This window comes from Paenisporosarcina quisquiliarum (genome assembly GCF_043641925.1).
Taxonomy (GTDB): Bacteria; Bacillota; Bacilli; order Bacillales_A; family Planococcaceae; genus Paenisporosarcina; species Paenisporosarcina quisquiliarum_A.
Genome location: NZ_JBHZRU010000001.1, coordinates 116,267 through 140,579, shown reverse-complemented (window position 1 = coordinate 140,579; position 24,313 = coordinate 116,267). Strand labels below are relative to the sequence as shown.

Below are 24,313 nucleotides of genomic sequence, written 5' to 3'. Positions count from 1 at the left end.
TTATCATACCGAGCTCGCAATTCAGTGTCAAGTATTTTTACTTGTCTAGTATTTTTGAGCGGACTCTTCTTTCTCTAATCCTTCAGCGAAAAGACCATATACATATTTCTCTGTATCAAAAGGCTGTAAGTCATCCATCTTCTCACCTAATCCAACAAATTTCACCGGAATATGGAGTTTATTTCGAATGGCTAAAACAATACCGCCTTTCGCTGTACCGTCTAGTTTTGTTAAAACAATACCCGTAACATTCGTCGCTTCTTTAAACGTCTGAGCTTGAATTAATGCGTTTTGTCCCGTCGTTGCATCTAAAGCAAGTAACACTTCATGAGGGGCATTAGGAATTTCTCGCGAAATCACACGATGCACTTTTTCTAACTCATTCATTAAGTTCACTTTATTTTGTAATCGACCGGCTGTATCGCAAATAAGGACATCCACACCTCGGCTCTTAGCTGCGCGAACAGCGTCATACATTACCGCTGCAGGATCTGACCCTTCAGACTGTTTGATCACTTCAACACCCACTCGGTCACCCCACACTTGGAGTTGTTCAATTGCACCAGCTCTAAAAGTATCTCCAGCTGCTAGCAAAACAGATTTCCCTTCAGATTTCAGACGATTGGCCAATTTACCAATTGTCGTAGTCTTACCCACTCCATTTACACCAACAAACAAGATAACAGTTAAACCATCGACTTGCATATTTAACTCATTTGAAGATTCTTCACCAGACTCATAAATTTCTACCAGTTTTTCTGAAATCACCGATTGAATTCCCGCTGTATCTTTCATGTTCTTACGCTGCACTTCAAAGCGAAGTGCATCCATAAGTTCCATAACAGTTTCAAAACCAACATCTGCTTGTAATAAAATCTCTTCAAGCTCTTCGAAAAAATCTTCATCTACTTTACGATATTTCGCAACGAGATCATTCACTTTAGAAGTGAATTGATTGCGTGTTTTGGCAAGACCATCTTTAAATTTCCCCGATACCGTTACTGTTTCTTCAGGTGTACCCGTTAACTTTTCTTTCATTTTCTTAAAAAAACTCATGCTCGCTCGCTCCCTTGTGCAACAAGTGTCTTTTGTTCTTCTTGAAGTTTAACCGACACTAATTTTGAAATCCCCGATTCTTGCATCGTAATTCCATAAAGAACATCCGCACCTTCCATTGTTCCTTTGCGGTGCGTAATAACGATAAATTGTGTCTCATGACTAAATTTCTTTAAATACTGACTGTAACGTACCACATTTGATTCATCTAATGCAGCTTCTACTTCATCTAGAATACAGAATGGTACAGGGCGAATGTTTAAAATCGCAAATAATAAAGCAATTGCCGTAAGTGCTCGTTCTCCACCTGAAAGCAAACTAAGATTTTGTAATTTCTTCCCTGGAGGTTGAGCAATAATATCAATTCCTGTTTCTAAAAGCGACTCAGGATTCGTTAAGACTAAATCAGCTTGACCGCCACCAAATAACTCCCTGAATACTTTAACAAATTGAGTTCGAATCGCGTAAAACGTTTCACTGAAGCGAATCGTCATTTCTTCATCCATTTCCTTAATGGCTTCATGAAGCGTTTCTTTTGCTTCTAATAAATCCTGTCTTTGCTCAGTCAAGAATGTGTGACGTTCTAGAACACGCTCATATTCTTCAATAGATCCAATATTGACTGGACCTAATTCATCAATCGACTGTTTCAACAGTTTCACTTTTTTCCTCGATACTTCTTCGTTAAACGTTTCCGTATCTGGGTAATCGATTTCATCAGAAGTTAGTTGATATTGCTCTTCCAAATGAGTTAAGAGAGAAGATTGTTCCACGTCTAATCGATTCACTCGCACTTCCGCCGCTCTTAATGCATCAAGTGCTTGTTTATGAAGATGTTGATGCTTCTTCAATTGAAGTTCGAATTGCTGAACACTTTGGTTAATAGCTAACCTTTTTTCTCTGCCATCACTGACGATTTGTTGTAAGGAAAGTTTCTTCTCTTGCCAACTTGCCAGTTGTGTAAGAATTTCTTCTTTAGATGGACCAATCTCCATATTACCTGATTGATACCAGTCCATTTCTTTAGCAGCTTGATCTTTTTTAGCCGTTACTTTTTCTATTTTAAGCTTAAGTTCCGATACGGAATTTTCTGCTGTCGCCACTTGTTCCGACAACACGGCAATTTGAGAACGTAGTTCAGCAGATTGTTCAGTTAGACGATCTCGCTCATTTTGACTTTGGAATTTCATTGATGTTAAACGATCAATGGTTTCATTTATATCAGTCAATTCTTTCTTTAACTCGATTAATCGTTTTTGTGCGAGTTCTTGTTTTTGAGCCAGTTCATCTTTTCGTCCTGAAACATGTTCATTTTCCGAACGGAAAATATATTCACGTTCTTTCAAACGTTTATAGGTTGATTCTAACTCACGTAATTCAGAACTCAACTCTAACTCTTTCGCACGAATTTCTTCACCTTCAACACGTCTTATTTCTAATTCTTTCGATCGTGAATCAACCGTATTTTTTAACTGAGATATCGAACTTTCTGCTTGGTAAATTGTTTCGTTCATCACAGTAAGTTTTGTAGATAGCTCATCTAATTCAGCTTTTCTTGAAAAAACGGAAGATTGCTGTTTAGAAAAACCACCAGTTAATGAACCACCAGCATTTACGATATCACCATCTAAAGTTACAACACGGAATCGGTACTGAGCCGTTTTCGCGATTTGAGAAGCCCCTTGTAAATCCTTCGCGATGACAACATTACCTAGAAGATTCTCTACGATTCGACGATTTTGTTCATCAAAAGAAACCAATTGATCTGCTGTATCTAAAAATGCAGGATGACTTGAAATGGTCTGTAGCGAGTCATATGAAAGTTTGCGAGATTTCATAACCGATTTAGGTAAAAACGTCGCACGTCCCACCTTTTTATCTTTTAAAAATGAAATCGCTTTTCTCGCATCGTCATCGGTTTCCGTTACAATGTGTTGCATGGAAGCTCCAAGTGCCGTTTCAAGCGCTTTGGCATATTCAGGTTTAACTTGGATTAGTTCCGCTACAGCGCCGCTAATGCCTTTTAAGTGCCCTTTTTCACGTGCCACCAATATTTCCTTAACACCTTGATAAAAACCTGAAAAATCAGCTTCTAGCGCTTCTAGAGACTCTTTTCTAGCTTTCAGCTGTTGTTGATGTTGATAGGCTTGATAAAGGAGTGATTGCTTAGACTCCAATTGATCTTTTTCTTTCGAATAAACCTCTTGTTCACTCTTAAAAAGTTCAACTTTTTCTTGCAATTGTTTTGATACAACAGCTAATGCGTTTGAGACATTCGATCGGTTAGAATCCACAACATGTAATTCCTCAGAAATTAAAGAGTTTTCACCCTTCATTTTCTCCGTTTGTTCCATTTGTTGGACAACCTGTTGATCTAAATGCTTTAGCTCATTCTTCACAGTGGCTTCTTCGTTTAATCTTTCAATATACGTTGTTTTCCATTCTTCCATTTCACTTTCAATTTCAGCGGAAGACTGTTTGAGAAGATGGTCTAATTGTTTTAACTCTAATTTCTTTTGATGTAATTCTTGTTGTCTATGTTTTGCACTTTGAAGCTTTTGCTCATATTCATTTTCTAGTTCACTTTTTTCTTCATCAAAATCGCGAATGCTTTGCTGAAGTTTTTCAATTTGCTGGTCAGTGTTCTGCCGTTTCTCTGCGAGTAATTGTTTTCTCCCATCCCAACGTTCCAGCTCTGCACTAGCCTCAACTAATTGCTCTTGTGCCCCATCGATGATCGTATCTTGCTCAGATAACAATTGTCTTGACTGAATCAGCTGGGATTCCGTTTCATCAATTAATCCATCAAGCGTAGATTCGTTAGCACTTTGCTCACTTACTTGTTTCGTCAGCTCAATTAGTTGCGTTTCAATGCGTTTTAAATCGAATGCAATAACACCAAGTTCAATATCTTTAAGCTCTTCAGACATACGTAAATAATCAGATGCAGCGGATGATTGCATTTGAAGTGGCTCCATCCGATCATCTAATTCATGTAAAATATCTAAAACGCGATGTAAGTTATCGTCAGTTTCAAAGAGTTTGTGTTCCGCTTTTTTCTTACGAAGCTTGTACTTTAAAACACCAGCTGCTTCTTCAAAAATGGAGCGTCGATCTTCTGGTCGGCTATTTAGTATCTCATCAACTCTACCTTGAGAAATGATTGAAAAAGCTTCTTTTCCTAAACCAGAATCCATAAATAAATCATTAATATCTTTTAAACGACATGATTGTTTATTTAATAAATACTCACTATCTCCTGAACGAAATACTCGTCGCGTTACACTTACTTCTGCGTAATCAAGAGGTAAGCGTTGATCTGCATTATCTAAAATCAATGTAACTTCAGCAAAATTAAGAGGTTTTCGCGAGTCACTTCCTGCGAAAATAACATCCTCCATTTTGGCACCACGTAACGATTTAGCTGACTGTTCACCAAGCACCCATCGAATCGCATCTGTCACATTACTTTTTCCACTCCCATTGGGTCCAACCACTGCTGTAACCCCAGGGACGAAATCAATTCCAATTCGATCCGCAAAAGATTTAAATCCTACTACTTCAAGTCTTTTTAAGAACAAATTCAGCCCTCCTGCCTGCTAGAAGCTTGTTCTTTAATATGTGTAATGGCAACTTGCGCTGCTTTTTGTTCCGCTTCTTTTTTTGATTTCCCTTTACCTAAGCCGAGTTCTTCAGCACCTAGTTTAACAACTGAAACAAAAGTCCGGTTATGAGCTGGACCTTTTTCTTCTACAATCTCGTAAACTAATGAACCATTATTTGATTGCTGAACCATTTCTTGTAGCTGGCTCTTATAATCCATCACATGCGAAAAAGCACCGATTTCAACTTTTGGAAAAACGACTTGTTCAAGGAATGTTACGACCGGTTCTAAGCCTTGATCTAAATAGAGGGCTCCAATAAAGGATTCAAACACATCCGCAAGTAAAGCTGGACGTTCGCGACCTCCTGTAATCTCCTCCCCTTTTCCTAAAAGAACGTACACCCCGAACTTTAATTCATTAGCAAACAACACGAGTGAAGGTTCGCATACAATGGCTGCACGAAGTTTAGTCAATTCACCTTCACTCATAGAAGGGAACTTTTGAAAAAGGTACTGAGATACTGATAGTTCAAGAACTGCATCTCCTAGAAATTCAAGACGTTCATTATCCGTATAAAATTTGCGTCGATGCTCATTCACATAAGATGAATGGGTAAAGGCTTGATAAAGAAGATTTGAGTTATTAAATTGAACATTTAGTTCGTTTTGTAATTTTATAAATGATTGTCGGACACTTTCTGAAAAAGTTCCATTTTTTTGAGGCATTCCTCTACGTTTACCAGTCATCTCTAATCTGCCTTCCTTTAGGTTCTACGCTTAAGTTTACCTGTTTAAAGCTCATTGTGCAAAAAGAAATAGAGACGCAGAAGACCATTCAATTTGAATGTCTAATGCGTCTCTGTCAAGGAAAAAATTAATTACCCTTGTTTGCTTTCAATATACGTTACAGCATTACCTACCGTACTAATTTGTTCTGCATCTTCATCCGAGATTTCCATGTCGAACTCATCTTCAAGTTCCATAACAAGTTCCACCACGTCTAGAGAATCTGCACCAAGATCATCACGGAAAGATGCTTCCATTTTCACTTCGCTCTCGTCTACACCAAGACGATCTACGATTACTTTTGTTACACGCTCAACTACTGTTGCCAATATAGTCACCTCCCCTCAAAATAGTATACAAAAATCCATTCATTCTTCATAGAGGGTTTTACATAACCATACCGCCATCAACATGTAATGTTTGTCCTGTAATATAACTTGCATCATCTGAAGCTAGGAAAACCACTGCTTTTGCAACATCCTGTGGATTACCAAGTTTAGATAATGGGATTTGCGTTAGCATTTGATTCTTTACATCATCTGATAATTCATCAGTCATTTCAGTTGTAATAAAACCTGGTGCTATCGCATTGACATTAATATGTCGACTTGCTAATTCTTTTGCTGTCGTTTTCGTTAACCCAATAACACCAGCTTTAGCTGCCACATAATTCGCTTGTCCAGCATTACCTGAAACACCAACTATAGAAGCAATGTTAATAATTTTCCCTGCGCGTTGTTTCATCATTTGACGAGTCACCGCTTTTGTACAAAGAAATACACCTTTTAAGTTCGTATCGATAACATCATCCCATTCGGATTCTTTCATGCGCATTAATAGATTATCACGTGTAATCCCGGCATTATTAACTAAGATATCAACAGATCCGAATTGTTCAATTGTTTGTTTAACCATATCAGTCACATTCTCTGCGTCACTAACACTAGCTTGAATAGCAAATGCTTGTCCTCCTGCAGCAATGATTTCATTCACAACTTCTTCTGCTTTGCTTTGACTACCGCTATAATTCACCGCTACACGAGCGCCTTCTTTTGCCAATTGCTTTGCAATTTCTGCACCAATTCCACGTGAAGCTCCAGTTACTAGAGCTGCTTTTCCATCCAATTTCCCCATTATGACCACTCCTTTGAAGCTTCTATCACGTTCTCAATTGTATGAAGATCATACACAGGATATACGTTTGCTGATCGATCGATCTTTTTAACAAGTCCGCTTAACACTTTTCCAGGACCACATTCCACAAAGTGCGTTACCCCTTCATCCAATAATGTACGAATACACATCTCGAATTGAACAGGTGAATACAGCTGACTAACAAGTAATGGTTTCATGTCTTCTGATTTCGTCACAGGATGAGCTGTAACATTCGAAATAACCGGAATTGCCGTATCCTTCATATCTAACTTGGCTAAAGCCTCTTGAAGCTTAGACGCTGCTGGTCTCATTAGCTCTGAATGGAAAGGTCCACTTACTTCTAACGGAATCGCACGTTTCGCACCCGCTTCTTTCGCTTTCACACAGGCTTTTTCCACCCCTACTTTCGTCCCGGAAATAACGATTTGTCCCGGACAATTTAAATTAGCTAGTTGAACCGCATCTCCTTCATTCGTAACAAGATCTGTTACTTCTTTTAGTAAAGGAGCGTCTAATCCTAATATAGCCGCCATTGCCCCTTCACCTGCAGGAACCGCTTCATTCATAAACAACCCGCGTTCGTGTACGATTTGAACACCATCTTCAAACGATAAGACACCTGAAGATACTAAAGCTGAATATTCCCCTAAGCTGTGACCGACTGTAAAATCGGGTTGAATTCCGGATTTTTTCAAGTACTCAGAAATCATCGTACTTGTCGTTAATAACGCCGGTTGAGCATGATAGGTATACGTTAATTGCTCAATAGGACCTTCAAGCATCAGTTTTGATAGGTCAAAACCTAATCGACGATCCGCTTTCTCATAAAATGATTTATTTTCACTATCACTCTCGACAAGTTCTGCTCCCATTCCAACTGATTGTGAACCTTGTCCAGGGAATAAAAAGGCAATTTTAGACATGTTTCCCCTCCTCAGCAATCGTTGCATGTATCGTTCCACACACGTCAAATTCAACCATTGTGCGCGCTTGACGAATCGCATTCATAATCGCATTGGCATTAGATGAACCATGCGCTTTAATGACAGGTGCTTTTAATCCAAATAAAGCAGCACCACCATATTCGGTGTAATCCATTTTATTTTTTAACGCTTTCAAATCATCTTTTACAAGGAGTGCAGAAATTTTAGATTTTGTAGAAGAAGTAAATACTTCTTTTAACATTGTAAAGAAGCTTGCAGCTGTACCTTCAATTGTTTTTAATACCATATTCCCTGTAAATCCATCAGTAACGACGACATCAGCCACACCAAGTAACAAATCTCGTGATTCCACATTTCCAACAAAGTTTACTGGCGCATTTTTTAGTAAGGCAAAAGCACTTTTCGTTAACTCATTCCCTTTTGTTTCTTCTGTTCCAATATTAAGCAACCCAACACGAGGAGATTCAATTCCACGAACTTTCGTTGCGTAAATACTGCCCATAATCCCAAACTGCACCAAATGCTCAGGTTTGGCATCCGAATTAGCTCCTAAGTCCATCATGACGAACCCTTGTCCATCAATTGTCGGTAATGTTGGAGCTAATGCAGGGCGGTCAATTCCATCAATTCGGCCAACAATAAATAAACCAGCAGCCATTAATGCACCTGTATTTCCTGCAGAAACACATGCATGAGCTTCTCCACTTTTAACAGCTTCTGCCATGCGAACCATTGATGCATCCTTTTTGCGTCGAATAGCTCGAACAGGTTCATCTTCTGATTCTATTTTTTCAGTTGTATGGATAAAAGTTAAACGCTCATGAGATTTCAATAAAGGGCTGACTAAATCCTCCTGACCATACATCAGAATATGTATATCTTCAAATTGTCCTAAAGCTTGGTAAACACCATCAATAATTTCTTTTGGGGCGTGGTCTCCACCCATTGCATCTACTGCGATTTTCATATCATTTCACCTTTGCTTTGTGCATTTGTGCGAAACATTTCGAACTGTCCACTAAACACAACTTCATTTTCGACAGAAGATGTAACTTCCACAAATGTTCTATTTTTCTCTTCATCTTTACTTACGACAATTGCCTTAGCGATTACCCGATCACCTAACTTAACTGGTTTCACAAATGAAAGTGTTGAAGTTACTGTTAATGCCAGTTCATCATTGATAACTGCTACCGCTAGTGAATTAGCTTGAGCAAACAGATGATGTCCTCGCGCAATACTGTTTCTCATGAATACATGCTCCGATTTTACATCAAAAATCGAAATGGCTCTCTGATCTAATTCAATATCGACCATTTCACCAATGACTTCATTAAGCGGCAAAGAACGAACTTCATCCTCAAATGATTTGGATGCTACGTGTTTAATACGTTCTCGTAATTCAGGAATCGATAATTCTAATCGATCTAAACGAATCGTTTGAACGCTTACTGTAAAGTGGGATGCCAAGTCTTCATCCGTTATAAATGGATTAGCTTTAATCGTCTCAATCAACTTTTGTTGACGTTCTTGTTTAGAGCGTTTCATACTTTCACCGTCCGATATTAGTACTTGGTACTAATATCAGTATATAAATACAATAAAAAGAATGCAAGGATTGTATGAAAAAGCCTTGTAATTAATCAGCCCATCATAAAATCTTGCATTCTCTTTAATCAATCCTATTTCCATCTAACGCACCTGATTGTTGTAGGTAATCTCTCAAGCATTTCGTTTCATCACTGACCCAAAATTCAGCTGATGCCATAAATTTTTCTGCATCTTGCCTCGCTGTTTCGAGTGCACGATAGTCATGAACAAGATCTGCCATTTTAAACTCTGGCAATCCACTTTGTTTTCGACCAAAAAAGTCACCAGGTCCTCGCAACTCTAAATCCTTTTCTGCTAAACGGAATCCATCATTCGTTTCAGTCATCGATATCATCCGTTCTTTGCCTTCTTCTGTTTTTGGATCTGCTAGTAAAATACAATACGATTGATCTGACCCTCGTCCAACTCGTCCTCGTAATTGATGTAGTTGTGCTAACCCAAATCTCTCTGCATCATAAATGACCATAAACGTTGCATTCGGAACGTTAACACCAACTTCAACAACCGTTGTTGAAACTAGAACCTGTACTTGTCCTTCACTAAATGAACGCATCACTTCGTCCTTCTCATCCGAATGCAAACGACCGTGCATCAATCCTACTTGATATTTCGAATGGAAAATAGAAGATAATTGTTCAAAAACATCTACCGCATTTTGTACATCTAGTTTCTCTGATTCTTCAATAAGCGGGCAGATCACATATGCTTGTTTTCCAGCTTTCAACTCTGATTCCATTCGTTTTATCGCTTGGTTAAACAACTCTTTTTTCACCCAATGCGTTTCGATCTCTTTACGCCCAGCTGGCATCTCGTCAATAATCGAAACATCCATTTCTCCAAAAGCAGTTATGGCAAGCGTTCTTGGGATGGGCGTAGCTGTCATAAATAGCACATCAGGACTCATGCCTTTGTCTCTTAAGACTCTCCTTTGTTCCACACCAAAACGATGCTGCTCATCTGTTATCACCAATCCTAGATGCTTAAATTCAACATCTGGTTGAATCAAGGCATGCGTTCCAATTAACAAATCAATTTCTCCAGCAACTAATTGTTCCAACAAAATTCTACGTGCTTTCACTTTAGTTGAACCGGTTAATAAAGCAATTCGAATACCTAAAGGTGCAAGCCATTCATGTAAAGAAGCAGCATGCTGTTCCGCTAAAATTTCTGTAGGTGCCATTAAAGCACCTTGATAACCAGCCGTAATTACAGCATACAAGGAGATGGCTGCGACCACTGTTTTCCCTGAACCAACATCACCTTGCAACAACCGATTCATTCGATGTGGTTCTTTTAAATCTTTGCAAATTTCATTCACTACTCGTTTTTGAGCACCGGTCAATTCATAAGGTAACGTAGAAATCATCGATTTGAGTTGTTGAACATCGTAAGTAATTGAAATGCCTCGATTTTGTTCTTTTCGCACTTTTTTTATGGCTTGCATTTTTAATTGGAATAACAGAAGTTCTTCATAGACAAACCTTCTTCGAGCTTGCTTAACATGTTCTGCATCAATCGGAAAATGAACACCTTCTAACGCCTCGTTCACCGGCATTAATTTATAAGTTTCTCTTATATGATTTGGTAAGCAATCTTGCAAAGAAGGACCAACTTCATGCAATGCTTGTCTCATGAATTTCCGAAAAGTCTTTTGCTTTAAATTTCCCTTTAAACTATACATTGGTTCAAAATCAACTTGATCTGTTTTAGGTCCTGGCGAATAGTTCGACACACTGATTGCTTGTCGACCTCGATCCCATTTCCCAGTAACCGTAATGATTTGTCCGATGGAAATTTTCGACTTCAAATAAGCTTGATTAAAGAAAACGACTTTAATCAAGTGAGGTCCAACAAGAAGCCTTATTTGCATACGTGATTTATTCTTCCCTAAAAAAAGAACGGAAGGTTCGCTATCGACCCTTCCCTCCACTGTAATCCGTTCATTATGCGGTGTTTCTGCAATGTTTTTCAATCTAAAATCTTCATGGCGATAAGGAAACTTCATAACCAAATCATGAAGTGTGGTAATGCCCATTTCGGCTAATGAATTTTGTGTTTCGCTTCCAATCCCTTTTAAAATGGTAACCGGTTGTAGCGATTGATCACTCACTTTCAACGGCCGCCTTACCAAAGATTTTTTCAGCTAAAGCAATACCTGTTGGTGTCGCTGCTAAACCACCACGTGCCGTTTCTCTTAGTGATGAAGGCATTTGTTGACCAATTTTAAACATTGCACCAATCACTTCGTCACATGGAATACGACTTGTTACACCAGCAAGTGCCATGTCTGCAGCTACTAGTGCATTTGAAGCACCCATCGCATTACGTTTCACACATGGAACTTCTACTAAACCAGCAACAGGATCGCAAACAAGACCTAGCATATTTTTCATTGTAATGGCAAAAGCTTCTGCACATTGCGCAGGCGTTCCACCTGACATTTCAACGATTGCTGCCGCAGCCATTGCTGCTGCCGAACCTACTTCAGCTTGACATCCACCTGCTGCACCAGAAATGGAGGCATTATTTGCAACGACAAAGCCGAATGCTCCTGATGTAAATAAATAACGAATCATTTCTTCGCGAGTAGGATTTAACTGATTTTGCACAGCAAATAATGTACCAGGCACAACACCAGCTGAACCAGCAGTTGGGGTAGCACAAATCGTACCCATTGCAGCGTTCACTTCATTCGTCGCTACAGCTTTACTCACAGCATCAAGTAACAGCATGCCTGATAATGGCTTTTTATTCTTCATATAATTTTGAATAAGTACTGCATCCCCACCTGTTAAACCAGAAGTAGATTGAACACCTTTTAATCCTTTTTCAACAGCTTGTTCCATTACCGTTAAATTTTGATCCATTTGATTCATGATTTCTTCTCGAGTTCTCCGAGTCACAAGTATTTCTTGTTCAATCATTAATTCTGAAATTAATTTATTTTCACTTGTTGCTAATTCTACTAATTCTTTAACATTACGAAATAATACTTTCATAATAAATGTCTCCTTTACTCTGCGATTTGAGTTACCTGGGTTATATAAGGTAACATCGCGATTTGATCTAAAATTGTATGATCAATTGGATCATCCACTTCAATTACCATTAAAGCCATCTGTCCTTGTTCTTTGCGAGAAACTTCCATATGACCGATGTTAATATTTTGTTCTGCCAAACAAGTGGCTACTTTAGCGATACTACCAGGTTTATCGTCATGTACAACTAAAATGGCTGGATGATTACCAGAAAGTCTAAGCGGGAAACCATTAAGTTCAGTAATTTCTATTTTTCCACCGCCGATAGAAATTCCGATCATCTCCATCTCACCATCCTGATCACCAATTACTACTCGCGCTGTATTTGGGTGCTCTGTATGTGCACTTTCAGGAATAAATTCATATGTCATACCTACTTGTTTCGCTAATTCAAAGGAAGTTTTAATTCGCTCATCAAACGTATCAAAATCTAATAATCCTCCAACAATAGCGATGTCTGTACCATGACCCTTATATGTTTCAGCAAAAGAACCATATAAATATATTTTTGCCCAAGCGGGTTGTCTGCCAAATAAATCACGTGCCACTCGCCCAATTCTTGCAGCTCCGGCTGTATGTGAGGAAGATGGTCCAATCATTACGGGACCTATGATGTCAAAAACCGATTTAAATTTCATATATAGCCCTCCAAATAAGTTTAAAATCGGAAAAGTTTTATGAACACTCTTTGTATGAACATAGTAAACTTCGAAAATACGATTATCTTACTTCATATTACATCATAAGATTGACTTTAACAAAAATTTATTATTTATAATGAATGCGCTTTCATCTGTACCTAAAAAATCAGCGAATCTAAATGATTCGCTGTTTCAGACTGTATATTATTAAAAGTATTGATTTCCATTGCAACGGACGCTTTCCGGAGGGCAAGGCTTTAGCCGCTTCCTTCGCGAGCTCAGTCCAGGGTCTAAAGCTCATGCACCTGCCGCTTCGCTTTCGGTGCAGAAAACATCTGCTATTCCCCTCGGAGTCGCCGCCTCCATTTCAATCAACAAAAAACACTGGAAATGCATAGTTAAACTTTGTGATTTTGTAAAAAATATTTTTTGTATAAAAAAACAATCAGCGAACCATTATGATTCGCTGATTGGAATGAATTATTTATTCAACTGAAATTATATATGGATACAATGGTTGCTTCCCGTTATAGACTTCAACTTCTGCATCTGAAAATTCATCTTCTACAAACGCAGCTAATTTATTAGCATCTTCTTCAGTAACATCTTCACCATAAATAATTGTGATGATTTCTGAATCTTCGTCGACAAGGTCTTTTAAAAGTGTCTTCGAAACTTCATCTAACGATGGTGCTGCCAAGATAATCTTGCTTTCAGAAATCGCCATAAAGTCGTCTTTTTTAATTTCGACGCCGTCAATTGAAGTATCACGTACAGCAAACGTCACCTGTCCTGTTTTCACATGAGCATATGCATTTGTCATATTGCGTTTGTTATCTTCAACAGATGCCTCTGGATTAAAGGCTAAAATAGCAGCCATTCCTTGAGGTACAGATTTTGTGGGAACTACAGCTGCTTCAATACCAAGTACTTCAGCTGCTTGTTCAGCTGCCATTATGATATTTTTGTTATTTGGTAAAATTAACACTTTTTCTGCCCCAACAGATTCGATTGCTTTCACAATATCTTCTGTAGAAGGGTTCATCGTTTGACCACCTTCAATAACTGCACTAGCCCCTACACTTTTTAGCAACTCGGAAATTCCTGTACCCATTGCAACCGTTACAACGGCGTATGGATGTTTTTTAGTAGGAGCAGCTTTTGGCTGTTCTTTTTTGTAATCATCGCCTACGATTTCAGCGTGTTGTTGACGCATATTTTCGATTTTAATTTTGATTAGATCTCCAAACTTTTGACCATATGCTAAACAAGCACCAGGTTGTTCAGAGTGAATGTGAACTTTTGCAATTTCATCATCAGATATAACAAGTAAAGAATCACCAAGTTCGCTTAACGAATTTCTGAAATTCGTTTCATCAAATGGATTTTCCGAAACTTTCTCAGGAATGAATTTCACCATAAATTCTGTGCAGTATCCAAACTCAATGTCTGAAGTATCCATGAATCCTTGAACATTTTTGTGATGCTCAGCATTGACTAAATCATCCATGGAATAAGCTGATGTTTTTTCTGGTAATTGCTCACCTTTTAAACATGCAACAAAACCTTCATATACATAAACTAAACCTTGACCGCCACTATCGACGACACCTACTTCTTTTAATACAGGAAGTAAATCAGGTGTACGTTCTAATGAAGCTTTTGCTTCTTTTAACATTTCATCCATTACAAAAATAATATCGTCACTTGTTTCAGCAACTTTTACAGCGCGATTCGCTGCATCTTTTGCGACAGTTAAAATGGTTCCTTCAACTGGTTTCATTACCGCTTTATAAGCAGTATCAACTCCATGTTTAAGAGCATGTGCAAATGTTTTTGCGTCAAGTGTTGCATGTGACTCGACATCTTTTCCGAAACCTCTAAATAATTGAGATAAAATAACGCCGGAATTTCCACGCGCACCCATCAATAATCCTTTTGATAAGGCTTGTGAAGTTTTACCAATATGAGCTACTGCATGAGCTTCTGTCTCTTTAGCTCCAGATGACATAGATAAATTCATGTTCGTTCCTGTATCCCCATCGGGAACGGGAAATACATTTAGCGCATCCACATAATCTGCATTTTGAAATAGATGAAATGCACCCATCTTCACCATTTCTGCAAATTGAATACCGTCTAAAGACTTCATGTCTATATTTCCTCCTCTTATGGGTTCGTTACACGAACACCTTGTACATAGATATTTACTGATTTCACTGCTAAGCCTAATGTTTTATTCAATGTGTATTTAACTTTCGATTGAACTTGGTAAGCCACTTCTGAAACTTTTGTTCCGTAGCTTATCACTATGTACATATCGATATGAAGATCATTACCTTGTTGACGTACGACAACACCTTTTGCAAAATTTTCTTTTCGTAAAATGTCTGTTAGACCATCTTTAATTTGGTGTTTTGACGCCATACCAACGATTCCATAACATTCAATGGCTGCTCCACCTGCAATCTGAGCCACCACATCATTTGAAATATCGATTTGCCCAAATTCGTTATTCAATTCAATTGACATAGGAATGCCTCCTTATAATCCATTTTGACTACCCATAATTGTACTACACAAAAGTTGATTATAAAAGAAAACCTTTACATTCGTCTACATTTGTCTGTAAAGGCTTTATTCTTGAAAGAGGTGTGAATACATCTTGCAAAGCTAATTAGAATATGGTAACTTATTAAAGTATGTGAAATATCGAACTGAAAAAAATCTTTCAGCTTCTTTTTATGAGGAGGAAAAAATATGCCAAAAGTTTGTGTAATTTCTGGGCGTAAAGCTCGTGCAGGTAATGCTCGTTCTCACGCAATGAACTCAACTAAACGTACTTGGGGAGCTAACTTACAAAAAGTTCGTATCCTTGTAGACGGTAAACCAAAACGTGTATGGGTTTCTGCAAGAGCATTAAAATCAGGTAAAGTTGAGCGCGTATAATCATTCGCGTCCAAACGAAAAGACATAATCTCGCTCCTTAATCGGTGCAAGCTTATGTCTTTTTTTGTTTGTCTTTTTTCCTTTTAAAAAACTTTCCTTGCGGAAAGAATTGTATGTCAAGATACATCTTTTACTTACTTTATTGAGTCAATTTCATAAAACATACTCTGGCAATCAGATGTTTACCAAAAGTTATTAATGGTAATTTTTTATTATTTCTTGTCAATTGTCAACTAATGATTTTCATTTCAGCGGACGCTTTCCGGAGGGCAAGGCTTTAGCCGCTTCCTTCGCGAGGCTCAGTCCAGGGTCTAAAGCTCTTGCTAATCCTCTCGGAGTCGCCGCCTCCATTTCAATCATTAAAAATATATTTAAATTAGTTTGTTTACAATTATAAATCCTTATAATCAAATACTTATTATGAGCATAATTTTTTTGATTGCTAAAGTAAAATACCGCACAATAACAAGTAGTGAACGTCGACCTAAGCTTTATTTGACTCTTATTAAAAGCCCGAATTCTATAATAGAAATTAGAACTTTGAATTAAATTAAGTTCCAGACCGTTAAAATTGCACAAAAATAATGCCAGGCCGACAATTGTCAGCCTGGCTTTTATTCGTTTTTCTTTTTCGGTTTTTCATCTTTTTGAACCCACGATAAACACATTCTTGCAAAACCGCTCACCATCTTAGGTAATCTAAACGTATAAACACGCATACTTCCACTCCCTTTTATTCATCTGAGCTTCTTATAACTAAACATATGCCAGATGTAAAAGAGATAGACCCTACTTCGTATAATAGTTCGTTACTTGTGAATCGTGCATTTCCGAGTTCAATTGTTTCTTCAGCTACATCATATTTAAATCCGGTTAACGTAACATTTGAAATGATTCCTTGGAACGAAAAGAAAGAAACGTAAGGTAAGTCCTTGTTTTTTACTAGTTCATGGTCTCCAGCGGATAATAGAAATAGTTCATTCCATTTATTAACGATTTTAAAAGTTATGTGTGGATAGTTTGTCTGAAAGCGATAAACACTATTTAAGACAGCCATAAAATGATCTAATCGGCCACCTGTCACACCTGTAATCACAATATGTGTCGGTTTAAAAGTTAAAGCTTTTGCAATTGCTAATTCAGCATCTGTCTCATCTTTTTCTGAAGAAACCGGGTTCAGACTTTTAATCGACTGTTGTAAGTACATCAATTCTTCAGAACTAAGCGAATCAAAATCACCAACTGCTTCGGTTGGCATGAGTCCAAGCTCTAATAATGTGATGGCTCCTCGATCAGCACCAATGAATACGATGTCTTCATCGTTAGAATAAGACTGAAATGACATCAATTCATTTTTAGGTCCACCGCCACATATTACGACGGTTCTCATTGATTTATAGCTCTCTCGCCTGCTTGCTTAATGTCTTGAAGCGCTTTTGAACGATCTTTTTGAGAATAGATGGCTGAACCTGCAACAAATATCGTAGCACCTGCTTTGGCACATTCTACAATTGTTTCTTGATTAATTCCACCATCTATTTCGATTTCAATCTTGAGTTGACGCTCGTTAATCAGTTTTGACAACTGACTAATTTTAGGCACAACAGAATGAATGAATTTTTGACTTCCAAAGCCCGGATTCACAGTCATGAATAAAACCATATCAATATCTTCTAAAACATGTTGAATGGATTCAATTGGTGTGTGGGGATTCAAAACAACTCCGGGTTTCACACCGAATGAACGAATAAGTTGAATCGTTCGATGTAAATGAGGACAAGCCTCTACATGAACCGTAATGTAATCCGCCCCTGCTTTAGCGAATGACTCGATATATTGATCAGCATTTTCAATCATTAAATGGACATCTAAAGGCAGCTTTGTAAGTGGACGTAAGGCTTCAACTACAATTGGTCCCATTGTGATATTTGGAACGAAATGTCCATCCATCACATCAATATGGATAAGTTCTGCACCCGCACGTTCCACTTCTTTTACTTCTTCTCCTAATTTGGAGAAATCCGCTGCTAAAATAGATGGAGCAATTTTAATCATATTAATACCTCGGCTTTCGGTCCGTAATTTCTTCTAAGAATTTCACGTAATGCTTATAGCGATACTCTTTAATTTCACCATTTTTTATGCCTTCTTGCACTGCACACTTTGGTTCACTTATATGCAAACATTCTCTGAATTTACAACGATCTGAAACTCTTCGAAACTCCGGGAAACAATAGGATAATTGTTCTTTATCAATCTCATCGAAGTCAAACGAACTAAATCCAGGAGTATCTGCTAGAAGTCCACCGCAAACATCCAACAATTCAACATGTCGAGTTGTATGCTTCCCTCGGCCTAATGCTTCAGAAATAATACCTGTCTTTAAGTCAAGCTCAGGGAGGATGGTGTTAAGCATTGTTGATTTACCAACCCCCGATTGCCCAGCTAAAACACTAACTTTATCTTTTAAAATTGGAGTTAGTTTCTCTTTTAACTGTTGGTCGTCAATATATGTTTCGATGACTGTATAACCTATGTTTTGATAATCTTCAATAAATGGTTGAATCCTTTGTCGTTCCTTTTCTGAAACAATATCTGTTTTCGTTAAACAAATAATCGGTTCAATTTGAAAAGATTCAACCACGACTAAAAATCGATCAAGCAACAACGGATTAAAATCAGGTTCAGTCAATGAAAACACAAGAAGAGCTTGGTCAATATTGGCAATTGGCGGTCTAACGAGCTCATTTTTCCGTTCATGAACGACTGTTATAGTACCGTTTGATGTACCTTCAACTTCATAATCGACAAAATCACCCACTAAAGGATTGACGCCTCGATTTCTAAACACTCCACGTCCACGGCATCGGATAAACTCCTGACCATCTTGTACGTAATAAAAACCACTTAATGCTTTACGAATTTGGCCTTTCGACATCCAATTCCTCCTTAGTTGAGATCATCATATTCGATAGATTCTTCGGCAATTACTGTTCCATCTTTATCAATTCGGAAAGCAGCTTTCTGTCCTTCTTGAATATCAAGTTGTATATTAACTGTTCGGTCTTCTGTTAAGACGAATTCCTCTGCAGGTTCGGCCATTGATTGATCCTGATCCTGTATATACACTCTTACAATTTGTTCAGTACCATCTTCATTTGGTTCATACGGAATTTCCACTTTACGGAAATAGGATTTAATTGGTTTTTCTATAGGACCTTTAGAAAGAACAACATAAATTTTGCTCCCTGGGGCTACCTCAGTACCAGCGGAAGGATCTTGAGATATGACATTTCCTACTGGTACCGTTTCAGAGAAATCTTCACGAACAATTTGAATATTAAAGCCAGAAGATTTGGCGTAATCATTTAATGTCTTCTCATTGTAATCCATTAAATCAATGACAGTACGTAAGTCTTTTCCTTTACTAACCGTAAATACAACATCCGTTTCTTCTGGGAGAAGCTCAGCCCCATCTTCCGGAGTTTGCGAAAGTATCGTTCCTTTAGGTTCATCTGAAAACTCTTCAGTTGTTTCTACTGATTTATAGTTTTGGGCAGAAAGCAAATCCATCACTTGATCGATATTTCGGCCTGTATAATCTGTAAATACGGTCAATTCTTTGCCTCGAGAAATAAATAAATCAACTGTGGAACCTTCATCTCGAATTTTCCCAGCTTGAGGAGTCGTTCGGATTACACTTCCTTCAGGAATTTCTTCTGACGTTTCTTCAACTTCTTCACCCGCAATAAAGCCCGCTTCACTTAATTCTTTAATGGCTTCATCTGTAGGCATATTCGAAACATCTGGTATTTCAATTCTTGCAGGTCCAAACAAACTAGGGAATACCAATACGAGTAATAACCCAAGCATTAATAAAAAACCGATTATGCCTATGATCCACGGCCACTTACTTTTTTTCGTTTTTTTAGATATAGGAAGAACTGGTTCTTCTTTCACTGGTTGAGCGTTTATTTTAGTTTGCTCAATATTAGAATACTGCGTGTTTTTAATAACTGGCATTGCCTTTGTTGCATCATCATCGAACGGAATAAAGAATGCCTGTTCATCACTACGCTCTGGTATTAACACAGTTTCTAAATCGCGTTGCATTTCTTCTACTGAACGATAACGGTGCATTGGATCTTTCGCTGTTGCTTTCATCACGACATTTTCTAAACTCTGTGGAATCTCCGGTCTAAGATCTCTAACAGACGGAGTTTCTGTTTGTAAATGTTTTAAAGCAATCGAAACAGCAGACTCACCAGAAAACGGCAATTTCCCAGTTAATAATTCAAACAAAACAATGCCTAAAGCATATATATCGGATTTTTTAGTAGCGGTCCCACCTCTTGCTTGTTCTGGAGATAAATAATGAACCGTTCCTAGAACCGAATTCGTTTGTGTAAATGATGTTGCACTTAGTGCCATTGCAATACCAAAATCGGTTATTTTCACATGCAATTGATCATCCATCAAAATATTTTGAGGCTTTATATCTCGATGTATGATTTGATTGTGATGTGCATTAGCTATAGCTGAAGTAAGTTGTTTCATAATTTCAACGGCCTCTAGCGGTGGTAAAGGTGCTGAATCTACGATGTATTGCTTGAGTGTTTTGCCTTCCACATATTCCATTACTAGATAATGGATATCACCATCTTCACCCACATCAAAAATGTTGACGATGTTTGGATGAGTTAGACTCGTTGCAGAAAGAGCTTCTCTTTGAAAACGACGATGTAAGTCTTCTTCATTAGAAAAATCGTAACGTAAGACTTTTATAGCCACATCTCTGTCTAAAATCATATCATGAGCAAGGTAGACGTTTGACATGCCGCCCCCGCCAATCATTTCAATGATTTTATAGCGACCACTAATTCTTTTTCCAATCAGCATGTCTACACCTCCTCATTCATGCTATTTATTAAAACAAGCGAGATATTGTCTTCTCCGCCATTTTCATTTGCCAATTGAATAAGTTTTTTTCCTTTTTCTTCAACGGATGCTGCTAAGTCTAATATAGACGCCATATTTGATTTACTGACTTTATTGCTTAAACCATCCGAACAAAGCAATAATGTGGTTAACGGACGATGGGATAATAAAATAAGATCGGGTTCAATATCTTTTTCTGTACCTAATGATTTAATAATTAAATTCTTCTTCGGATGATTTTCAGCTTCTTCTTCAGTAATTTCCCCATTTTCCACTAAAACATTTACATAAGAATGATCTTTTGTTAATTGAGTTAGCTGGCCTTCAAAAAAAGAATAAGCTCGACTATCACCGATGTGACAAAGAACATTTACTTGATTACTTAAAAATGCAGCTAAAAGTGTTGTTCCCATTCCTTGACAATCTTCATGAGTCAGAGAATGTTTATAGACTTCTCTGTTAATCTCTTTCACACATTGAATTAACCATTCTTGAACAGCTGGAATTGAATGAAATTGAGACTCATCCGCGTTCATGAATTTTTCTTCTAACATGATTATCGCCATTTCACTCGCAATGTCACCTGCATTATGCCCGCCCATGCCATCTGCTATTACACCAAGGCGAATAGCGTCTGGTCTTATGAAAACAGCTGCTCGATCCTCATTAACTGACCGCTTTTGACCAATATCACTTAACGCTGTGAATTCCATCAAATGTCACTCCGTTTCTGTAGAAGCTCCCCCACTTATCGACCATTAAAATGTGTTCTCTCTTAAGATAGGTAGAAGATTTAACCAATATTCTTATTTACTCACCTTTTTAAAGGCTGCGACGAAGAATCCATCACTATTGAAGTCTTGAGGGAAGATGTGGACCATTCCACCAGAAACTAAATGATGAATTTGTTTTGGCATTTCAGTCAGCTCATCTAATGTAAAATCTTTATTTTCTTCCAAAAATGCTTGAACCGTTCCGATGTTTTCAACTTCATCAATTGTACAAGTACTATAAACGATAATTCCGTCCGGTTTTATGAGTTTAGAAGCTTCATCTAAGAGTCGAAGTTGAATGGCTTGTAACGACTTGAAGTCTTCTTCTTTTTTTGTATATTTTATATCCGGCTTTCTTCGAATAACACCCAATCCACTACATGGAGCGTCAACTAAGATTCGGTCAAATGATTCTTCTTCATATTCATCGGTTAATTTACGACTGTCCATTGTTCGTGTCTCAATATTCTTCACGCCAAGACGTGTTGCTTGTTCAGCTACTAAATTAACTTTATGTGGATGTAAATCGACAGAAACTAAAGATCCTTCACCATTTAACTTCTCAGCAATATGCATCGATTTGCCACCTGGTGCGGCACACATATCTAATACGCGTTGTCCTGGTTCTACGCGTAAAGCATGTATAGGTATCATAGAGCTTTCGTCTTGAATGGAAATGAAACCATATTGATAGACTCTTGTTTTTGCTACTTGTCCTTTTTCTATGTGCAAGCATTCGTCTAAAATATCGCTACGATGAGCAATGATTCCCTCATCTTCGAGCATCTCCATTACTTCTTGAACGGTTGTCTTTGCTAAATTGACTCGAATCGTTTGAACGGGAGGCGTATTGTTTTCAAAAGCCATAGTTTGCGCTTGCTCAAATCCAAATTGTTCTACCCAACGCTTGATTAACCAAATGGGATGACTGGATTCAATCGATAGTCGTTCAATCGGATCTTGAATTTCATCAGTGGATCTCACGCCTTGACGTAAAATAGAACGTAAAATTCCGTTAACTAATCCAGCTGTTCCTTTGTGACTTCTCTTTTTTGCTATTTCAACAGCTTCATGAACCACAGCATGATTTGGAATGCGATCTAAATAATGAATTTGATATAAGGACAATCTCAATAATTGTCTTACCCAGTCGTCTAGCTTTCCTTTGACGAAGGGCTCAAGATAATAATCGAGCGTCATTTTATGTTGCAAAGTACCATACGTAATTTCGGTTAAAAGCCCACTGTCTTTTTGTTCAATTTTATATTTTTCAATTGTTTGATGCAGTAACAAATTACTGTATGCTTGGCTTTTTTCGATAGCCATCAAAATTGATAATGCTGCGTCTCGGACGTTCCCGTTCCACATGCGATATGATTTACTGCTCATAGAAACTGATCCCCAATCTGTAATTTCGAACCTGTTCCTCGTAAAAACTCTTCTGCTGACATTCTTTTCTTACCGGAAGGTTGTAATTCAATAATTTCAAATGTTTCTTTGGAGCCTGTTTGAACAACAATTCGATCTGTTGTTACCTCCACGACAGAGCCTACTGGTTGTGTCGAAGTGCCATTCCCTTTTTGACCCCACCAAATTTTGACGTTTTGATCATCAAGAGTTGTATAAGCAACAGGCCAAGGATGTAAACCGCGAACTTGATTGTATATTTCTGTAGCAGACTTCGACCAATCAATCCGCTCTTGCTCTCGAGATATATTCCGAGCGAATGTTACTTGGCTCTCATCTTGAACGATTCGCTTATGCTTATTATCTAAAATTAATGGCAATGATTCTTTAAGTAAATCTCTTCCAACAATACTCAATTTGTCAAAAAGGATTCCAGTAGTATCTTCGTGCTCAATTGGAATCGATTTTTGAGTTATGATATCGCCTGCATCTAATTTTTGAGCCATATACATGATGGTGACACCTGTTTTTGTTTGCCCATCGATTACAGCTTGATGAATAGGTGCACCTCCACGATAAGCAGGCAATAGAGATGCATGTACATTTAAGCACCCATGTTGTGGTGAATCTAAAAGTTCAACTGGAAGGAGTTGACCAAACGCTGCAGTAACAATTATGTCAGCTTCTAGAGCGATTATTTCTTCTAATTCCTTTGACCCTTTTAACTTTTCAGGTTGAATCACTCGCAATCCCAGTCGAAGGGCTTCTTCTTTCACGGGTGTTGGAGTTAATACTTTTTTTCGCCCAACAGGTCGATCAGGTTGTGTGACAACCGCGAGAATATTGTAGCCTTCTTCTGAAAGCATTCTTAAAATGGGAACAGAAAAAGCAGGAGTTCCCATAAAGACTAGTGAAGTCATTCGTCCACCTCTTCTTCTAATTCAGACGGATCAACTACACGTAAAATTTTCGAGTCGAATAAAATCCCATCTAAGTGGTCGATTTCATGTAGGATTGCTCTTGCTTCATAATCTTCTGCTTCTAGTTCATACCAATCACCATTTCGTTCTTGTGCTTTCACTCTCACATAAAAAGGACGTTCTACTTCTCCAAACAGTTCAGGAAAGCTTAAACATCCTTCAATTTCAATTACTGAACCTTCTGTTTGTAATACTTCTGGATTCACTAATTCAATCGGTTCCTCACCTTCACCTAAATCGACGATGGCAACTCGTACCGATTCGCCAACTTGTGGGGCGGCAATTCCTATCCCATCATTTTCAAGCATTGTTTCATACATATCATCTAATAACTTCGCAAGATTTCGATCGAATTTCACGATTTTCTTTGTCTTTTTCGTTAGGATATCATTCGGACTTTTTACTATTTCTCGAATAGTCAATTCGGTAAC

At 38.0% G+C, this 24,313-nt stretch carries 23 protein-coding genes; 1 reads left to right on the top strand and 22 read right to left on the bottom strand.

Annotated elements, in window-relative coordinates; all coding sequences use genetic code 11:
- Nucleotides 1-45 precede the first annotated feature (45 nt).
- The 13 genes from ftsY to ACHUE4_RS00620 form a co-directional block, all read right to left on the bottom strand.
- Nucleotides 46-1,056: a signal recognition particle-docking protein FtsY gene (gene ftsY, locus ACHUE4_RS00680; protein WP_394187347.1), complete on the bottom strand. Its 1,011-nt coding sequence runs from the start codon at nt 1,054-1,056 to the stop codon at nt 46-48.
- Entirely contained in the window at nt 1,053-4,637 is a 3,585-nt protein-coding gene (smc, locus tag ACHUE4_RS00675; protein ID WP_394187346.1) for a chromosome segregation protein SMC, read from the bottom strand. Before smc ends, ftsY begins: the two co-directional genes overlap by 4 nt.
- Before the next feature lie 2 nt (nt 4,638-4,639).
- Nucleotides 4,640-5,407 carry a ribonuclease III gene (rnc, locus tag ACHUE4_RS00670; protein ID WP_394187345.1) on the bottom strand — a complete coding sequence of 256 codons (768 nt, stop codon included), beginning with the start codon at nt 5,405-5,407 and terminating at the stop codon, nt 4,640-4,642.
- Between the two features lie 131 nt (nt 5,408-5,538).
- A complete protein-coding gene (gene acpP, locus ACHUE4_RS00665; protein WP_016427714.1) occupies nt 5,539-5,775 on the bottom strand; it encodes an acyl carrier protein in 237 nt (78 codons plus the stop codon).
- A gap of 58 nt (nt 5,776-5,833) precedes the next feature.
- Nucleotides 5,834-6,580, bottom strand: coding sequence for a 3-oxoacyl-[acyl-carrier-protein] reductase (gene fabG, locus ACHUE4_RS00660; protein ID WP_394187344.1), 747 nt, complete (start codon nt 6,578-6,580; stop codon nt 5,834-5,836).
- On the bottom strand, nt 6,580-7,524 hold the full coding sequence (gene fabD / locus ACHUE4_RS00655; RefSeq protein WP_394187343.1) for an ACP S-malonyltransferase: 945 nt from the start codon (nt 7,522-7,524) through the stop codon (nt 6,580-6,582). The genes fabG and fabD overlap by 1 nt, the downstream gene beginning before the upstream one ends.
- Nucleotides 7,517-8,512 carry a phosphate acyltransferase PlsX gene (gene plsX, locus ACHUE4_RS00650; RefSeq protein ID WP_394187342.1) on the bottom strand — a complete coding sequence of 332 codons (996 nt, stop codon included), beginning with the start codon at nt 8,510-8,512 and terminating at the stop codon, nt 7,517-7,519. The genes fabD and plsX overlap by 8 nt, the downstream gene beginning before the upstream one ends.
- A complete protein-coding gene (gene fapR, locus ACHUE4_RS00645; protein WP_394187341.1) occupies nt 8,509-9,093 on the bottom strand; it encodes a transcription factor FapR in 585 nt (194 codons plus the stop codon). The genes plsX and fapR overlap by 4 nt, the downstream gene beginning before the upstream one ends.
- Nucleotides 9,094-9,217: 124 nt before the next feature.
- On the bottom strand, nt 9,218-11,266 hold the full coding sequence (recG, locus tag ACHUE4_RS00640) for an ATP-dependent DNA helicase RecG (protein ID WP_394187340.1): 2,049 nt from the start codon (nt 11,264-11,266) through the stop codon (nt 9,218-9,220).
- Nucleotides 11,259-12,155 carry an L-serine ammonia-lyase, iron-sulfur-dependent, subunit alpha gene (gene sdaAA / locus ACHUE4_RS00635; protein ID WP_394187339.1) on the bottom strand — a complete coding sequence of 299 codons (897 nt, stop codon included), beginning with the start codon at nt 12,153-12,155 and terminating at the stop codon, nt 11,259-11,261. Before sdaAA ends, recG begins: the two co-directional genes overlap by 8 nt.
- Before the next feature lie 14 nt (nt 12,156-12,169).
- Nucleotides 12,170-12,832 carry an L-serine ammonia-lyase, iron-sulfur-dependent subunit beta gene (gene sdaAB, locus ACHUE4_RS00630; protein WP_394187338.1) on the bottom strand — a complete coding sequence of 221 codons (663 nt, stop codon included), beginning with the start codon at nt 12,830-12,832 and terminating at the stop codon, nt 12,170-12,172.
- A gap of 487 nt (nt 12,833-13,319) precedes the next feature.
- Nucleotides 13,320-14,987: a DAK2 domain-containing protein gene (locus tag ACHUE4_RS00625; protein ID WP_394187337.1), complete on the bottom strand. Its 1,668-nt coding sequence runs from the start codon at nt 14,985-14,987 to the stop codon at nt 13,320-13,322.
- 17 nt (nt 14,988-15,004) lie between these two features.
- Nucleotides 15,005-15,367: an Asp23/Gls24 family envelope stress response protein gene (locus tag ACHUE4_RS00620; protein WP_394187336.1), complete on the bottom strand. Its 363-nt coding sequence runs from the start codon at nt 15,365-15,367 to the stop codon at nt 15,005-15,007.
- A gap of 228 nt (nt 15,368-15,595) precedes the next feature.
- On the opposite strand from ACHUE4_RS00620, the gene rpmB reads away from it, so the two are divergent.
- A complete protein-coding gene (gene rpmB, locus ACHUE4_RS00615) occupies nt 15,596-15,784 on the top strand; it encodes a 50S ribosomal protein L28 (RefSeq protein WP_016427726.1) in 189 nt (62 codons plus the stop codon).
- Between the two features lie 614 nt (nt 15,785-16,398).
- Here rpmB and spoVM read toward each other — a convergent pair.
- The 9 genes from spoVM to def form a co-directional block, all read right to left on the bottom strand.
- Entirely contained in the window at nt 16,399-16,503 is a 105-nt protein-coding gene (gene spoVM, locus ACHUE4_RS00610; RefSeq protein ID WP_394187335.1) for a stage V sporulation protein SpoVM, read from the bottom strand.
- Between the two features lie 14 nt (nt 16,504-16,517).
- Nucleotides 16,518-17,174, bottom strand: a complete 657-nt coding sequence (locus ACHUE4_RS00605) for a thiamine diphosphokinase (RefSeq protein WP_394187334.1) — start codon at nt 17,172-17,174, stop codon at nt 16,518-16,520.
- Nucleotides 17,171-17,839, bottom strand: a complete 669-nt coding sequence (gene rpe, locus ACHUE4_RS00600; RefSeq protein WP_394187332.1) for a ribulose-phosphate 3-epimerase — start codon at nt 17,837-17,839, stop codon at nt 17,171-17,173. The genes ACHUE4_RS00605 and rpe overlap by 4 nt, the downstream gene beginning before the upstream one ends.
- Nucleotide 17,840: 1 nt before the next feature.
- On the bottom strand, nt 17,841-18,722 hold the full coding sequence (rsgA, locus tag ACHUE4_RS00595) for a ribosome small subunit-dependent GTPase A (RefSeq protein ID WP_394187331.1): 882 nt from the start codon (nt 18,720-18,722) through the stop codon (nt 17,841-17,843).
- 11 nt (nt 18,723-18,733) lie between these two features.
- Nucleotides 18,734-20,683, bottom strand: coding sequence for a Stk1 family PASTA domain-containing Ser/Thr kinase (gene pknB / locus ACHUE4_RS00590; RefSeq protein WP_394187330.1), 1,950 nt, complete (start codon nt 20,681-20,683; stop codon nt 18,734-18,736).
- Between the two features lie 2 nt (nt 20,684-20,685).
- The gene (locus tag ACHUE4_RS00585) at nt 20,686-21,435 is read right to left on the bottom strand and encodes a Stp1/IreP family PP2C-type Ser/Thr phosphatase (protein ID WP_394187329.1); all 750 of its coding nucleotides are present in this window, start codon (nt 21,433-21,435) and stop codon (nt 20,686-20,688) included.
- 93 nt (nt 21,436-21,528) lie between these two features.
- On the bottom strand, nt 21,529-22,884 hold the full coding sequence (gene rsmB, locus ACHUE4_RS00580) for a 16S rRNA (cytosine(967)-C(5))-methyltransferase RsmB (protein ID WP_394187328.1): 1,356 nt from the start codon (nt 22,882-22,884) through the stop codon (nt 21,529-21,531).
- Nucleotides 22,881-23,822, bottom strand: coding sequence for a methionyl-tRNA formyltransferase (gene fmt / locus ACHUE4_RS00575; RefSeq protein WP_394187327.1), 942 nt, complete (start codon nt 23,820-23,822; stop codon nt 22,881-22,883). Before fmt ends, rsmB begins: the two co-directional genes overlap by 4 nt.
- The gene (gene def / locus ACHUE4_RS00570; RefSeq protein ID WP_394187326.1) at nt 23,819-24,304 is read right to left on the bottom strand and encodes a peptide deformylase; all 486 of its coding nucleotides are present in this window, start codon (nt 24,302-24,304) and stop codon (nt 23,819-23,821) included. Before def ends, fmt begins: the two co-directional genes overlap by 4 nt.
- Nucleotides 24,305-24,313: the final 9 nt, after the last annotated feature.